Source organism: Ruegeria lacuscaerulensis, assembly GCF_013034745.1.
Lineage (GTDB): Bacteria > Pseudomonadota > Alphaproteobacteria > Rhodobacterales > Rhodobacteraceae > Ruegeria > Ruegeria lacuscaerulensis_B.
On record NZ_WQGP01000008.1, the window covers coordinates 145,740 to 159,575 of the forward strand.

The following is a 13,836-nucleotide window of genomic DNA, read 5'->3' on the forward strand; positions in this document are numbered from 1 at the left end:
TCACAAATCCGCCTTAAACGACAAAAAATTCCCGTTATACGGGAAAACCTTTTCGTTTATGGGGAGGCTCTATAGGTTCACGGCTGGTAAACATTCTATTAACGGGGATGCTGCCTGGTACCTCGTAAGCGTGCGGATTTCGCACTTGGTAAAACAGTCTGGAGTAAAAATTATGTCGAAAACTATTCGCAAGTTCTTTCTGAAGCTGCGTAAAGACGAGCGCGGTGCGACCCTGGTTGAATATGGTATCGCCCTGCTGGTTGCGATCGTTGCAGGTGGCGGTGTTCTGATCACCGTTGCGCAGAGCACCAGCTCGAACTTCACTGAAGCTAACGGTTCGATCACCAACCGTACTCCGTCGCCGTAAGCGATAAGTTGCAACGGTTGCGTGAGCCGCTGTTTCTCGGTGTGTTAAGCAACTGGCCGCTCTAGGTTGCAAAGTCGGGTTTGACCTAGGCTTTGAAATAGCGGACCGAAAAACTCCAGCTTTCCCAGCTTTGCGCTGGGTAAGTTGGCCTACAAAGACCCAAAATTGCGTCAGTTTGAACGCTGATTTACTCAGTTTGATTGAACATCGCCCAAACCTGACAGCCAAAGCTCACTTCGGAAATTGGAGGGCAACATGCGCATTAAATCTTTATTGATGACTATCTTCGGTGTCGGCCTTGCTGGAGGCGCAGTTTTCTGGGCCCAGGACCAGCTGGCACGGAATCAAGCTGCTGCAGTAGACGCGAGCATCGTTCGCGTTGTTGCTGTTTCAGAAGACATCCCGTTTGGAAATCCGATTGAAGGCCACAAGTTAACCACTATCGAATGGCCCGCTGAGTCGGTCCCCGTTGGAGTGTTCACGAGTTTTGATGACGTGCTGCCAGCCGCAGGCGGGGAGCCGCGCCGGGCCAAGCGTGCGCTGGCGCAGGGTGAAATCCTGCTTGCTTCGAAAGTTTCGGAATTCGGAGAAAAAGTCACCATCGTTCAGACGATCGGTGAAGGCAATCGCGCGATGGCGATTAATGTCAACGCGCAGTCGGGCGTTGGTGGATTTGTCACGCCGGGTGACTTCGTGGATGTTGTTCTTACACGCGGCACAGATGAATCGCTGCGTGCCTTGACCATCCTTCAAAATATCCGCGTCATTGGTGTTGACCAAAAGGCTGATGAAGAGATCGACCAGCCCGGTATCGCGCGGACCGTCACCGTTGAGGTGACGCCGGAACAAAGCCAGCGGCTGGCTTTGGCGCAAAAAGCCGGACAGCTTAGCCTGTCTCTGCGTTCACTGGATGAGACTGAAAATAAACCTCTTGAGGCCGTTCGCCTCAGCGACATTCTGCTGGAAAAATCACCAGTCGAAGACGGTGCCCCGCAACCTGTTGTGAAAGTGCGCCGCGGTATTTCGGATATTCAGGAAGAAAAAGTGACAATTACGGCAACTGACGACGAGGTGCCGGAAGTTGAAATCACAGCATCCGAAGAAGAGGTCCCGGTCACGGATACATCAAGCACCGTGAATTGATACCAGTCAGGGTCAGGGAGGGTTAACGATGACTTTTGTTTCCAAGTTCAAGAAAGAAGAAGACGGAACGATCCTGATTTTTGTGGCACTTTGCCTGGCTATGATCCTCGGCTTCGCCGCCCTGACCTTTGACCTTGGCCGTATGGCCTCGACCCAGACCGACCTGCAGTCTTATGCCGACCATGTGGCCTTGGCCGCTGCGGGTGAGCTTGACGGCAATGCCGACGCAATTACCCGCGCTCGTACAGCCGCCGAGAACATGATCGCGGATCGCCAGTTCTTTGCCGATGGCGATCAGACGCTGGACTCGGCTGCCGATTTCAGCCTGCGCTTTCTGACCGGTTTGCCGGACCCTGCTGTCGACCCGGATGATGATGACGCGGTAGACGGGTTTTTGACCAACGATGCGAGTGCAGCCATCATGGTCGAGGTGCAAGCAACGCCGCGAACCGTTTTCCTGCCTTTTGCCCGTGGTTTAGCGACGTTGTTGGGTGCTGCGGTTCCCAATGAACAAGTCGGAGCGACAGCGATTGCTGGGTATACAGGATTTGCCTGCGACGTGACCCCCTTGATGTTTTGCATTCCGGGCGGCTGGACGGCTAACGCAAATGTCGGTCAGGCTATCCAGTTGCGTACCGGTGGCAACGACTCGGCCTGGGGTCCTGGAAACTTCGGCTTTCTTGACCCTCAAGATATTGGGATCAATCCCAACGGCCCCTGTGCGGGTTTGAATGGATCAAGCCTTTATATCTGTCTTATCGCCGCCGAGGGTAACTTGACTAAGTGTGTGTCGCAGCGTGGGGTGGACACGGAACCGGGGCAACGGAACGGTATTGGTTCGGCCATCTATAACTCTCGTTTTGATTTATTCCTCGCAACGATGAACAGCTTGCGGAATGATCCGGCCTATGCCCCTGGTCCTCAAGTTATTGCTGGGTGGGAGAATTCGACCGGCCAGTGCTTGAAAAACAATCCAACGATTTCAGATGACACCATGCCGTTCCCGCGCGACGACTGTTTTGATGCCGGAAACTGCGCCACATTGGTGCCCGAAGGTGCCGGCCGCTTCGGTGATGGGGACTGGGATGATGGGAGAGCCGCCTATTTGGCGACGAACTATGGTACTGGAACAGACCCTTTAAACCCGCTGCAACCACATCCGCTGATTGCTGATGGGACCATAAGCTTGCCTACCGGCAACACGCGCTACCAGATGTATCTGGATGAGATTACCAAGTTCGCTGGCCGTGACATTCTTGAGGGACGCAGTGAAACGGGTCGTCGGCAATGTGCGAGCACAACGAACCCTGACCCTGATCGCCGCACATTCATCGCCGCCGCTATCGATTGCGATGCCAATCCAGTTGTAGGTCGCGCCGTAGACGTGCCGGTGCAGGAATTCGTAAAAGTCTTTCTGATCCAGCCACTGGAGCAAACTTCGGGGACTGATTTCGATATCTATGTCGAAGTGGTGGAACAGGTCGGTGGTGCTGGTGTTGGCATCGACGAAGGTATCTTCCGCGATGTCGTGAGGTTGTACCGGTGAAACGTTTGCTGTCCCATATCACTCGCTTCAAGCGCTGCGAATCCGGTGCCCCAATGGTTGAATTCGCCATGGTCATGCCCTTGATCCTGCTGTTTCTGGCCGTGATTATTGAAGGCGGCCGGATCACCTGGATCCATCAGGTGACTTCGGCAGGAGTGCGTGATGCTTCGCGCATGATTGCCCGAATTGCACCGCTGGATCTGTGCGCGGCTGGCACAGTCGGAACCTATGACGCGCTGGCAACGGACATTGTTCAGAACCAGCTGGGCGGGTCGACGGTCATCCCCGGCGGCGCGACAATTGTGGACGTAACACCAACCTGCATTTCGCGTTCTGGAACCTATCGGCTTGATCCGACCTCGGTTGTGGAGGTTACGGCCGATGTGCGCATTGATCTGATATTTGGCGGAATTTTTGACTTCTTTGGAGACGGGATTGGCCCGCTGAATATCCAAATCGCAGATCAAAGCAGGGTGTATGGCGTATGATCCGAGTTCCACATATCCTAAAAGCCGTTGCCCGCAATCAGCGTGGTGCAGCTTTGGTCGAGCTGGCAATCGTTATACCGTTGTTTCTGTTCCTGATTTTCGGGGTCGTTGACTACGGACGTCTGTACTGGTCGACAACAGCGGCGCAAAAAGCGATGCACACGGCCGCGCGTTTGGCGACGGTGGGTCCGCCGCAATGCGGGGCGCTGCCTGCAACACATACTCTTTCCGGCGGCGCTCCTGCAAATACAAGATTTGGTGCTCTGTGCCGCAACGGCGGTATCTGCGCCGTGCCCAACCTGCCTGCACCCTGCACGCTGGATACCTCAACCCCATACGGCGCGCGCATCTGGAACCAGATCGGTCCGCTGCTGCCGCCCGGTACAGACCCACAGAACGTTCAGTTCACCTATTCGCATGATACCCGTCTGGGTTTCCTGGGTGGCCCCTATACCCCGGTTGTGACGGCCGATCTGATCAATGTCGATTTCAATTTCGTAATGCCGCTGGCTGGTCTGGCTGCGTTGGCCTCGGGCAATCCGGCGGTCACGTCCAATACCCCGAACAGTATTTCCCTTCCCGCGATGAGCACTTCGGTTCCTGCCGAAGACCTGGCTGTCGGGGCGGTAGAGTAAGGAGTAATATAATGAATTCCAAGCAGATTTCAGTGTTTTTGATTTCGCCCGATGAAGAGATTTACTCGGCTATCGAAGGGTCTCTGGCGGATCAGGAGAATTGCAGCTTTACTGGTCGGAAAGAAACGGTGTCCGGCGTCAATGGAAAGGCCGCAAACCTTGCGTCTTTGCATGATGTTGTCCTGTTCGATGTCGAAGATGACGCCGATGGTGCGTTGAAGACGGCGCAGAATATCTGCGATGCGCGGATGCCAAACGCCATCATCATCGCACTGGCCCCCGAAGATCTGCCGCTGGAAAAAGCGCGGCAGCTTACGAAGTTGGGCGTGGACGAGGTTTTGCCCCGCAAGGCCATCAATGAAGAAATCGTGCCGCAGGTGGATGCAATCCGCAACCGCCGTCAGGCGCAACTGCCCACCGTTTGGAGTGGACATGCAACGCTCGGCAAGGTGATCGCGGTTGCCAAGTCGCGTGGCGGCGTCGGCTCTTCGCTGGTGGCCGCGAATATGGCCAACGAGTTGCAGGCCAAAGAGGGTTTCTTCAAGAAGAAAGCGACCAACGAGGTTGCGGTTGTGGATCTGGATTTCCAGTTCGGCTCGATCGCGGCGCTGATGGACGTGGAAGAAAGCGACGCGATGTGGCGCATGGCGATGGATGAAAGCATCCCCGACGGTGCGTTTCTGGAACAGGCTATGGTCAAGGCACCCTGCGGTGTTGACGTTCTGGCTGCACCCTCGCGCTACGGCCCGCTGTCAGCCATTCAGGAAGACCAGATCACGGCAATTCTGGATAACCTGAAGCGGACTCATGACTATGTGGTCGTCGATCTGCCGCGGGCCCTGGTGGAATGGATCACTCCGGTGCTGACACAGGCCGACAGGCTGTATCTGGTCACGGATGTCGCCGTCCCTTCGGTGCGGTCGGCCCGCAAACTGATGGATTTCTATCAAAGCGAGAACCCCGCCATCGATATCCAACTTGTGGCGAGCCTTGAAAAGAAACCTCTGTTGCCCGCAGCCCATCACCGCGCAGCGGCGAAGTTGCTGGAACAGGATTTTGCCCATTGGGTGCCCAAGGATGACCGCACGGTTCGTGAATCCGTGGACCGGGGCATCCCGTTGCAAGATGTTTCCAACCGTGCGCCAGCAACGCGAGCAATCAAGAAACTGGCCGATGACGCGCGCGCTGCTATGCCGCCGCGTGTTAACAACTCGTAATCGCATATCCGCAGACGTGAAGTGAAAAGTAGTAAAGGTTAAGAACATGTTTCGTGAATTTGACAGGACAGGTCGCACAACTTCGAACACCGCTAAGGTCGTTCCGCTGGATACGAAGCAGGTTTCTGATAAAGCTTCGGATAACGTTGTGTTTGAAGCCGAGAAATTGGCGACCAAGCGTGCCAGAGAGATGGACCGCATCGATCTGAAAGCGCGGATGCACAATTCGCTGCTGGACAAGCTGAACCTGGCGGTGATCGACAAAGTTGAAGAAGACACGCTGCGCGGTGAGATCGGCAAACACGCCACCGAACTGTTGCGCCACGAAGGCCGCGCCATGCGCAGCGAAGAGGTCAAGCAACTGGTCGAAGAGCTGATGCATGAGGTTTTGGGCCTTGGCCCGCTCGAGCCATTGCTAGCCGATCCGACGATCAACGATATCCTCGTCAACGGTCATCAACAGATTTTTGTGGAACGCTCTGGTATTCTTGAGAAAACCTCGGCCCGGTTCCGGGATGAGCGTCATCTTCTGCGCATCATCGACAAGATCGTCAGCCGCGTAGGTCGCCGCATCGACGAACGTCAGCCTTGGGTGGACGCGCGTCTTGAGGATGGCAGCCGTGTGAACGCGATCATTCGGCCCTGTGCGTTGGACGGCCCGGCCCTGTCCATCCGTAAGTTTGCCCGCGTACCGCTGACCATGCAGCGCCTTGTGAACAATGGCGCGCTGAATGAAAGTGCTGCGGCGCTGCTGCAAGGGCTGGTCGAAGCCAAGATGAACATTCTGATCTCGGGCGGTACCGGGTCCGGTAAAACGACGATGCTGAACGCTCTTTCGACTTATATTGGTGGAAACGAGCGGATCGTGACCATCGAAGACGCCGCTGAATTGCAACTGCAACAGGAACATGTGCTGCGCATGGAAACTCGCCCTGCTGGTTTGGATGGAACCGGTGCTGTTGCGCAGCGTGATCTGGTTCGAAATGCGCTGCGGATGCGTCCCGATCGTATCGTGGTGGGCGAGGTACGTGGTTCTGAAGCGTTCGACATGTTGCAGGCCATGAACACCGGCCATGATGGCTCGATGACGACGGTTCACGCCAACAGCCCGCGCGACGCCCTGTCGCGTGTAGAGCAGATGGTTCAGATGGGTGGTATGGAACTGCCGCATTCGGCCATCCGGGCGACCATCGCGTCGGCCATCCACTTCGTGTTGCAGCTCAACCGTCTGTCCGACGGGACCCGCCGCGTCACTTCGATCGCAGAAGTGACCGGTATGGAAGGCGAGATCGTCACCATGCAGGATATCTTTGTCTTCAAACGCGAAGGCAAAGACGAGAACGGTAAGGTTAAGGGGCGCTTCAAACCAACGGGCATCCGCCCGAAATCAAGCGATGCGCTGGCCGCTGCGGGTATCGATCTGTCCTCGATCCAGTTCAATTAAGGGAGGACTGGCAAAATGGAACAGCTTCGCGCATTTATCGAGAACCTGGACCTCAGCGCAATTGTTGGTCCGGAAATGGAAGTCGCCGGATTTGATGTTCGGTTCGTGCTGGCCTTGGCCATCTTTGTCGGTGCATTGATCGCTTTCGAAGGGATCCGGCAGTTTGCCCGCCGTGGTGAAAACCGGGACGAGGCGATCAATCGCCGTATCCAAATGCTGAACGAAGGCAAGACGGGGGAGGATGTCCTCAATCTGCTCAAACCTCAGGAGGCGCGTCCGTTCCTGCGCAACTTCCCCTTTGTGGGGGACTTGCCCGCCGCCTTAAAAGCAGCTGGCCTGAACATGGTGCCCGAGATGTTTCTGCTCGGGTGCGGTGTTGCCTTCCTAATCTGTGCCATAGGCGGCTCGACAATTGCGAACCCGTTACAGGTTGTAGCAATTTCCGCTTTTGTCTTCCTGATCGCCCCCTTGATGCTTTTGGGAGCGACCTTGAACCAGCGTAAGGCGAATCTGCTGAAACAGTTGCCGGATGCACTGGATCTGATGTCTCGGGGCTTGAAGGTTGGGCATCCTTTGAACACCACCTTGCAAAGTGTGGCCGAAGAAATGCCGGATCCGATTGGAACTGAATTTGGATTGGTTGTCGATCAGGTTGCCTTTGGCGAAGAATTGACGACGGCCATGAAAAGCATGGCTGATCGAATCGATGAGGAAGACGTCCGGTACCTGGCCGTTGCGCTGATGATGCAGCACGGTTCAGGCGGTGATCTTGCCGGCATTCTGCGGACCCTGGCCCGCGTGATCCGTGCACGACTTTCGTTGCGTCGTAAGATCAAGGCCATTTCTGCCGAAGGACGCATGACCGCCTATATCTTGTCCGCTATCCCGGTCGCAATTGCGGTATTCATGACGATCCTGACCCCATCTTACTATGGCGACGTTATGGACGCTCCAGCATTTTGGCCCGTCATGGGAGCCATTGCAGTGGCAATCGTCCTGAACGCCATCGTCATGTTCAGACTCGTGAATTTCCGGATATAAGGAGGATTTACGATGGAATTCATAAATTCTTTGCTTCAAAACAACATTGTTTTACAGATCCTGATTTTCGGCCTGGTTCTGATTGGCGCGGTTGTAGCCTTCTTCGGTATCTCATCCTCGTTGAGCGAACGGTCGACCGCAGCTGAGCGGATGCTGCCCAGTCGCCCACGTCAAAATCTGGCGCGCGCGAATATCGATCGAGGGGAAGACCCCGAGCCGACTGGCCTGAGCGCAGCGCTGATCCCGGCGGACGCCAGTGTTCGTTTCGAAGTTGGTCAGGTTCTGGCGCAATCCGGTTTCCGTGGCAAGAACGCGATCGCCGGCTACTATATGATCCGTCTGGGTCTGGCGACGTCTCTACCGTTGCTCTTTATCCTGCTGTTGAACTGGCAGCCGCCGACCAGATTTGGCGCGTCCATTTCAGAATATATGTCCGGCCTGGACCTGATCGCGATACTTCGCAACGTTGCATTGCTGTGCGGGCTGGGATTTTTTGGCCCACACTACTGGATGAACGCGCGCATCAAGGAGCGCCGTCGCAAGATGGAAAATGCGTTCCCGAACATGCTGGATCTTCTGCAGATCGGGGTTGAGGCCGGGATGGGCTTTGATCAGGCGTTGCTGAAAGTAGCCGTAGAGATGCAGTTGGTCTCGCCCGAGATGTCCGAAGAGATTTTGATTGCGCTCAGCGAAATTCAAGCTGGCCGCGACCGTGACACGGCATTGATGCGGATGGCCCGTCGGACTGGGATTGAGGAAATGAGCTCATTTGTGAGTGTCGTTCTGCAATCGACCCGCTTTGGTGTGCCGTTGGCTTCGGCTTTGACGACTTACGCAAACGAAATGCGGGAGTTGCGCGAGCTGCGAGCGCAGGAATTGGCCAACAAATTGCCGGTAAAGATGTCAGCGGTTATGGCATTCCTCATGCTGCCAGCGATTGCGGGTTTGATCCTTGCACCGATTTTCATCCGCTATGCTGAAGCGTTTGGGAACTAAACGTTGAAAACCGACATCGCAATCATGGCCAAGCCTGACGCCCCTATGGCGATGCCCATCGGAAACTCTCGTGATTGCGCTGTCGACTCGAATTTGGGGGACAAACGCTTGGCGTAGCGCCGAAAGAGGGACATCCCGATCAAACCCAGAGCCATGGCCGCGGAAAATACAATCATGTATGTGGGCACGACGCTTGGGGGCATGGCCAAAAAAATGACTGGCAACATCTTTGCGTCCCCTCCACCCAGCCAGTTGATCGCAAATAGCCCCAGGCAGATAAGAAAACACGCCCCGCCGATTAGCAAACGGATCAGCAATTCGTTCCAGTCCAAGAAAGGGGCGGCGACAACGCATAGTGCTAGGCCAATTAAGCAGTATAGGTTCGGGATACGAAGTTGGGTGAAATCGGTCCATGCGATCGCCACGAACAGCGGGGCGAACAGCCAAAGCGAGATCCAGTTTTGCCAGTCTAGTTGTGGCATTAAGCCCTTGCTTGATGCTGCTTCCCATGCAGAGCTTCACGCTCTTCAACGGATACTAGCCGACGGGCCAGCATATGGAAGTTGTCCAGACCTGTTTTGGAATAGATATGCTTGAGGTGTGTCCTGACAGTAGCAGCGCCAATGTCCAACTCGGCGCCAATAGCCTGCGAGGACAATCCTCGAGATACCAGTACACAGACCCGCCACTCAGCCCGCGTCAGGCCAGTCGGGTTGTCGGTGCTGAGAATCGCAACGTTTTCCGTGCTACTTTTCCGAATGGTCGCAACCGACTGGCGCGACAGCGCTTCGGTTACCAGACCGGGACGGCGACTTTGGAATGTTTCGGACAATTGGGGTGCAATTTGTTCAATTGCCTCTTTGAAACCCGGTTCCGGGTTGCGCCCGAAATGCAGCTCTAAGAAGTCAATCTCACCGCCCTGGTGATCAAGACAGACAAACAGAATGTCCGAAAGGCTGCGATGTGAAATCCACTCGGTCAGGACGGGGGAAAGATCGCTCGGGTCTTCGCCATCTTCAACCAGACTAAAGACCGAGGCCCGCTTGGGCATATTGCGAAACGGCCCCAACGCGTCATTCGCGAAAGACAGGAATAGAGGACGGCAATGGGCAGGATCTCGGGTGTCAGCCCTGGCGGCAACGCGATGAGAACCCTTGTTCAGCCACAGACGGCTGATTACGGCGCATTCGGCGCCAAAAGCTTCGGCAATACCATTCAGCGCGGCGTCCAATACAAGACCGCCCTGACTCCAATGAATGAAATTGATGATCGCTCTGGCATGTTGCGCGTTTGGCAGCCACGCACCGCTATGAGCTTTCCCCCCAATCATGAGTTACCGTTCCACACTGGTTAAAACAACTTACTGGCTAATGGCACGAATTGTATTTTCGCCTCAACCGATTCTTCAATAGTCCAAAAATCCTAACAATCGTACATGAACCGAAAATTAACAATACATAAATCCTGACTGTGCATCTAATCATGTGTCTTATTGGTCGTAAGTCGGAGATAAACGGTTGTAAAGTATCGAAATGTGTCTTTAGAAGCCTCAATCAGAGACGCGTTCTATGCCCAGATATGGCGGCTCTCGCGTTAAAATTTGAACAAAATGGTTGCCGTGGCGTCGTTTCTCAAAGCGAAAGGCAGTTGGCACAAACCTTGATATTCTCAATGGAAATAGAGAGATAGCTGCGCTCCAGTCAGAGAACCCTGCTGACCTGGTGTGTTGTCATTGACGAGAGAGTGTTTCGAGGGCAGCTCGATGCTTTGAAACAGTTTTCTTGCACAACTCTGCGATGCCCCTCAGTTTCGGCTGTGACTGGATAGGTTTGACGGCATGACACGGGGAATGGAAAGAGTGGATGAGTAACAAATCTGTCACACGTCGCTACACGCTGACCGGTGGAGTCGTAGCGAGCACCGGCCTTGCGTTGCCTATGATCTTTCCCGCCTCGTCCTCTGATGCTTTCACGAATGCACCAAACGGAAGCACGGTTACGTTCGGCTTCAACGCTACTTTGTCTGGACCCTACGCAGAGGAAGGCAATGACCAGTTGCGCGGACAGAAACTGGCCGTCGAGCATCTTAATGGCCAAGGAGATGGCGGGTGCCTGAATACTTTTTCCTCGCGGGCTCTGTCCGGGAATGGTGTTTTGGGCAAGAAAGTCACGCTTGTCGTGGCAGATTCAGAAGGCAAGGCATCCAAAGCGCATTCTTCTGCCAAGGCAATGATAAATTCCGATGGCGCAGTGATGCTGAATGGCGGATCGACGTCGGGCGAGGCCATTGCGGTTCAGAACTTATGCCAAGACGCGGGCGTGATCTTCATGGCTGGCCTGGCCCATGCAAATGACCTCACGGGTAAGGAGAAGAAAGCCAATGGTTTCCGCAATTACTTCAATGCCTATATGACGGGTGCCGCCCTTGCTCCGGTTTTGAGGGCTGAGCTGGGCACGGACCGCCGTGCTTATCATCTGAGTGCTGACTACAATTGGGGCTGGTCCCAGGAAGAGGCGATTGTTGCCTCGACCGAAGCGTTGGGATGGCAAACAATCAATCGGGTCAAAACCCCTCTGACATCGACGGAATTCACGACATATATCGCGCCGATTCTGAACTCGGGCGCGGATGTTCTGATCCTGAACCACTATGGTGCCAACTTGGAGGATTCGTTGGCCAGCGCGTTGCAATTCGGTTTGTTGGACAAGGTCGTGAATGGCAAGGATTTCAAGATTGTCGTCCCGGTACTTTCCGATCTCATGGCCGCGAAGGCGGGTGTGACTATCGAGGGCGTGCTGGGTTCGGTGAATTGGAGCTGGCAGCTGCAGGATAAAGGGACAAAGGCGTTCGTGTCGTCCTTTCAGGAAGCATATGGCTTCCCGCCTTCGATCGCGGCACAGACCGGCTATTCTCAGGTTTTGCTTTATGCCGATGCAGTCGAACGGGCGGGAACCTTCAACCCATGTGGTGTTGTCGAAGCTCTCGAAGATTTCGAGTTTGACGGTTTGGGTAATGGGCCAAGCTGGTACCGTGGTGCGGATCACCAGTGTTTCAAAGACGTACTTGTTGTGCAGGGACGTGATAGCCCGACCGACCCTTATGACAGGCTGGAAGTCGTCGATGTTACCCCAAGGGCGCAGGTCGAATATGACCCTCAGCATCCGATGTTTTCTGGTGGCCAGTTAGGAAAGTGCAATCCGGGCGCATAATTGACGCACAAGAATTTTCGACGAAAATTCTCTGTCTCGCCGAATACGGGAAACCCCCAATATCTTCGGAGGGCGCGGGCGGTTAACTCTAGTTCATCCAAGGTTACACCGAGGACAATCCACTTCCCCGGATGAGGGGCTGGCTACTTTCCCCCTCGGCCGGCCCTTCATTTTCGGGTCAGGCTGTTTCTTCCAACATCGTCAGCGACGCCCTCACCGCTGACGGCAATTCTATCGCTTGGTCATAGCTGAGCATGTGGGGGATCTCGTCAATCAATGATTTGCGATAGCCTTTCGTGAATAGCAGGAATGGAACCTTTGCGCGTTGCGCTGTTTCCGCATCGACCTCGCTGTCGCCGATGAACAAGCGCGGACCGGTTTGAGGGATCGCGTCAAAGCTGGCGTGCAGATGGGCGGGGTCGGGTTTGCGGGTGTTCAGCGTATCGCCGCCGAAAACGGTATCGAAAAATTGCGACAGCCCTAGCGCGTCCAGGATGTGGCGAGCCGGGGCCTCGGGCTTATTGGTGCAGATGCCAAGTACGCAGCCCATTTGCTGCAATTGGGCCAAAGCCTCCGGTACGCCCGGGTAGACAACGGTCTGCGCACTGGAGGCCGCCCCGTAGTAGTCCAGAGTTCGTTTGGCCAATTCGCTGTGGCGGTCTAGCGGTATGTCGCAGTGGCCCATCACACGCTCAACCAGTTTCGGCAGGCCGTTGCCCACGAATTTCTGGATGATCTCTTGCGGCAGCGCGGGTTTGCCTTCGTCGCCCAGCATCCGGTTCGCCGCTGCGGCGATATCGGGCAAGCTGTCAATCAGCGTACCATCCAGGTCGAACATCAGCGTTGCGGTCATTGAAACCTCGGTCGTTGAAATTGTTCAGTCAGACCTAGCCTTTTCGCAATTTCAGCGCAATTCCACACTCTTGGTTGCAGCGTATAGATTGCCGCTTGACATACCTGAGTAAAATAATCAGATTATCCAGCAAGACACACAGCCAACCCGGAATCGGGTCAGCCATCCCAAAAAATGAGAACAGAAATCGGCCTTTCGCCCGTGACCCTCTGGAGTTGACCTGATGAATGTGCAGAACCCGAACCCGACGCAATCCTACCCCGTATCGATGCTGCCGGCACACAAGGCCGAAGAGCTGACCAAAGGCGGGAACCTTGCTCATATCGCGTTGGGCGACCAGCTTTACACCCTGCGCATTACACGCGCGGGCAAGCTGATCCTGACTAAATGACCGCCTCGTTATCACGCGGAGGGGCGGCGGTTGGAAAGCTGTCTGATCTCAGCCCGATCGAGGCCAGCGCGGTTCTGTACCTGCGGCTTTGGGGCGACGCAACGGCGCGCAAAGATATCGCCTGCAAGATCGGGGTCGACCTTGGCACCGGACCTGAAGCTGTTGCAATGATGACCATTGATCGACTGTGTGCGCTCTGTGCGCATCACGGGCGACGCCCTTTGATCCGTCATCAGGTTGGGTGTTCCTGTCTTGGCGCGGATGAGAACTGTTTTGCGCAGATGATCGCTGCGGCCTCGGAAGGGGCGCGCGAGGACGCGATGATGATGGCGACGCTGATTGTCCGGCCGGACTTTGCCCCTGCACTTACCGCCTTGTCCGAAGAGCTGGGTCTGGCGCTGCGCCGGATGACCGCGCCGCAACCTCTGCCCTCAACCGGGCATCTATCCCCCTCGGCCGCGTTGCATTGACAGCGATGCCGATCCAGACCTCTGGTCATTTCTGGC

15 protein-coding genes are annotated in these 13,836 nt (G+C 55.4%); 12 read left to right on the forward strand and 3 right to left on the reverse strand.

The window, feature by feature from the left end:
• The first annotated feature begins 172 nt into the window (after positions 1-172).
• The 9 genes from GOV79_RS16810 (at position 173) to GOV79_RS16850 (ending at position 8,877) form a co-directional block, all read left to right on the forward strand.
• A complete protein-coding gene (locus GOV79_RS16810; protein ID WP_170790673.1) occupies positions 173-367 on the forward strand; it encodes a Flp family type IVb pilin in 195 nt (64 codons plus the stop codon).
• A 255-nt stretch (positions 368-622) separates the two neighbouring features.
• Positions 623-1,510 carry a Flp pilus assembly protein CpaB gene (gene cpaB, locus GOV79_RS16815; RefSeq protein WP_170790675.1) on the forward strand — a complete coding sequence of 296 codons (888 nt, stop codon included), beginning with the start codon at positions 623-625 and terminating at the stop codon, positions 1,508-1,510.
• Between the two features lie 28 nt (positions 1,511-1,538).
• Positions 1,539-3,056 carry a pilus assembly protein TadG-related protein gene (locus tag GOV79_RS16820; protein WP_170790677.1) on the forward strand — a complete coding sequence of 506 codons (1,518 nt, stop codon included), beginning with the start codon at positions 1,539-1,541 and terminating at the stop codon, positions 3,054-3,056.
• Positions 3,053-3,544 (forward strand): TadE/TadG family type IV pilus assembly protein, encoded by a 492-nt coding sequence (locus tag GOV79_RS16825; protein WP_170773802.1) that lies wholly within the window; start codon positions 3,053-3,055, stop codon positions 3,542-3,544. The genes GOV79_RS16820 and GOV79_RS16825 overlap by 4 nt, the downstream gene beginning before the upstream one ends.
• The gene (locus tag GOV79_RS16830) at positions 3,541-4,179 is read left to right on the forward strand and encodes a TadE/TadG family type IV pilus assembly protein (RefSeq protein WP_170790679.1); all 639 of its coding nucleotides are present in this window, start codon (positions 3,541-3,543) and stop codon (positions 4,177-4,179) included. Before GOV79_RS16825 ends, GOV79_RS16830 begins: the two co-directional genes overlap by 4 nt.
• A gap of 11 nt (positions 4,180-4,190) precedes the next feature.
• Entirely contained in the window at positions 4,191-5,396 is a 1,206-nt protein-coding gene (locus GOV79_RS16835; RefSeq protein ID WP_170773806.1) for a CpaE/TadZ family protein, read from the forward strand.
• Positions 5,397-5,442: 46 nt separating this feature from the next.
• Positions 5,443-6,840 (forward strand): TadA family conjugal transfer-associated ATPase, encoded by a 1,398-nt coding sequence (locus tag GOV79_RS16840; protein WP_170790699.1) that lies wholly within the window; start codon positions 5,443-5,445, stop codon positions 6,838-6,840.
• Positions 6,841-6,855: 15 nt separating this feature from the next.
• Positions 6,856-7,881 carry a type II secretion system F family protein gene (locus GOV79_RS16845; RefSeq protein ID WP_170790701.1) on the forward strand — a complete coding sequence of 342 codons (1,026 nt, stop codon included), beginning with the start codon at positions 6,856-6,858 and terminating at the stop codon, positions 7,879-7,881.
• Positions 7,882-7,893: 12 nt separating this feature from the next.
• Entirely contained in the window at positions 7,894-8,877 is a 984-nt protein-coding gene (locus GOV79_RS16850; protein ID WP_170773813.1) for a type II secretion system F family protein, read from the forward strand.
• On the opposite strand, the gene GOV79_RS16855 is transcribed toward GOV79_RS16850, so the two are convergent.
• Both GOV79_RS16855 and GOV79_RS16860 read right to left on the reverse strand, forming a co-directional pair.
• The gene (locus tag GOV79_RS16855; RefSeq protein ID WP_170773815.1) at positions 8,874-9,359 is read right to left on the reverse strand and encodes an A24 family peptidase; all 486 of its coding nucleotides are present in this window, start codon (positions 9,357-9,359) and stop codon (positions 8,874-8,876) included. The genes GOV79_RS16850 and GOV79_RS16855 overlap by 4 nt on opposite strands.
• Positions 9,359-10,207, reverse strand: a complete 849-nt coding sequence (locus GOV79_RS16860; protein WP_170773817.1) for a response regulator transcription factor — start codon at positions 10,205-10,207, stop codon at positions 9,359-9,361. The genes GOV79_RS16855 and GOV79_RS16860 overlap by 1 nt, the downstream gene beginning before the upstream one ends.
• Positions 10,208-10,739: 532 nt before the next feature.
• Between GOV79_RS16860 and GOV79_RS16865 the strand changes: the two genes are divergently transcribed.
• Entirely contained in the window at positions 10,740-12,086 is a 1,347-nt protein-coding gene (locus GOV79_RS16865; RefSeq protein WP_170790703.1) for an ABC transporter substrate-binding protein, read from the forward strand.
• A gap of 178 nt (positions 12,087-12,264) precedes the next feature.
• Here the strand turns inward: GOV79_RS16865 and gph are convergent, their stop codons facing one another.
• A complete protein-coding gene (gene gph, locus GOV79_RS16870) occupies positions 12,265-12,939 on the reverse strand; it encodes a phosphoglycolate phosphatase (protein ID WP_170790705.1) in 675 nt (224 codons plus the stop codon).
• A gap of 223 nt (positions 12,940-13,162) precedes the next feature.
• On the opposite strand from gph, the gene hemP reads away from it, so the two are divergent.
• Together hemP and GOV79_RS16880 are read left to right on the forward strand one after the other, a co-directional pair.
• Positions 13,163-13,330: a hemin uptake protein HemP gene (gene hemP / locus GOV79_RS16875; RefSeq protein ID WP_170773822.1), complete on the forward strand. Its 168-nt coding sequence runs from the start codon at positions 13,163-13,165 to the stop codon at positions 13,328-13,330.
• Positions 13,327-13,800 carry a hypothetical protein gene (locus GOV79_RS16880; RefSeq protein WP_170790707.1) on the forward strand — a complete coding sequence of 158 codons (474 nt, stop codon included), beginning with the start codon at positions 13,327-13,329 and terminating at the stop codon, positions 13,798-13,800. The genes hemP and GOV79_RS16880 overlap by 4 nt, the downstream gene beginning before the upstream one ends.
• Positions 13,801-13,836: the final 36 nt, after the last annotated feature.

Excerpts from the sequence above, each read along its gene's own strand:
- GOV79_RS16820 (WP_170790677.1), top strand. The coding sequence starts at position 1,539 with ATGACTTTTGTTTCCAAGTTCAAGAAAGAAGAAGACGGAACGATCCTG.
- GOV79_RS16845 (WP_170790701.1), top strand. The coding sequence starts at position 6,856 with ATGGAACAGCTTCGCGCATTTATCGAGAACCTGGACCTCAGCGCAATT.
- GOV79_RS16850 (WP_170773813.1), top strand. The coding sequence starts at position 7,894 with ATGGAATTCATAAATTCTTTGCTTCAAAACAACATTGTTTTACAGATC.
- GOV79_RS16810 (WP_170790673.1), top strand. The coding sequence starts at position 173 with ATGTCGAAAACTATTCGCAAGTTCTTTCTGAAGCTGCGTAAAGACGAG.
- GOV79_RS16835 (WP_170773806.1), top strand. The coding sequence starts at position 4,191 with ATGAATTCCAAGCAGATTTCAGTGTTTTTGATTTCGCCCGATGAAGAG.
- cpaB (WP_170790675.1), top strand. The coding sequence starts at position 623 with ATGCGCATTAAATCTTTATTGATGACTATCTTCGGTGTCGGCCTTGCT.
- GOV79_RS16855 (WP_170773815.1), bottom strand. The coding sequence starts at position 9,359 with ATGCCACAACTAGACTGGCAAAACTGGATCTCGCTTTGGCTGTTCGCC.
- gph (WP_170790705.1), bottom strand. The coding sequence starts at position 12,939 with ATGACCGCAACGCTGATGTTCGACCTGGATGGTACGCTGATTGACAGC.
- GOV79_RS16860 (WP_170773817.1), bottom strand. The coding sequence starts at position 10,207 with ATGATTGGGGGGAAAGCTCATAGCGGTGCGTGGCTGCCAAACGCGCAA.
- GOV79_RS16880 (WP_170790707.1), top strand. The coding sequence starts at position 13,327 with ATGACCGCCTCGTTATCACGCGGAGGGGCGGCGGTTGGAAAGCTGTCT.
- hemP (WP_170773822.1), top strand. The coding sequence starts at position 13,163 with ATGAATGTGCAGAACCCGAACCCGACGCAATCCTACCCCGTATCGATG.
- GOV79_RS16830 (WP_170790679.1), top strand. The coding sequence starts at position 3,541 with ATGATCCGAGTTCCACATATCCTAAAAGCCGTTGCCCGCAATCAGCGT.
- GOV79_RS16840 (WP_170790699.1), top strand. The coding sequence starts at position 5,443 with ATGTTTCGTGAATTTGACAGGACAGGTCGCACAACTTCGAACACCGCT.
- GOV79_RS16865 (WP_170790703.1), top strand. The coding sequence starts at position 10,740 with ATGAGTAACAAATCTGTCACACGTCGCTACACGCTGACCGGTGGAGTC.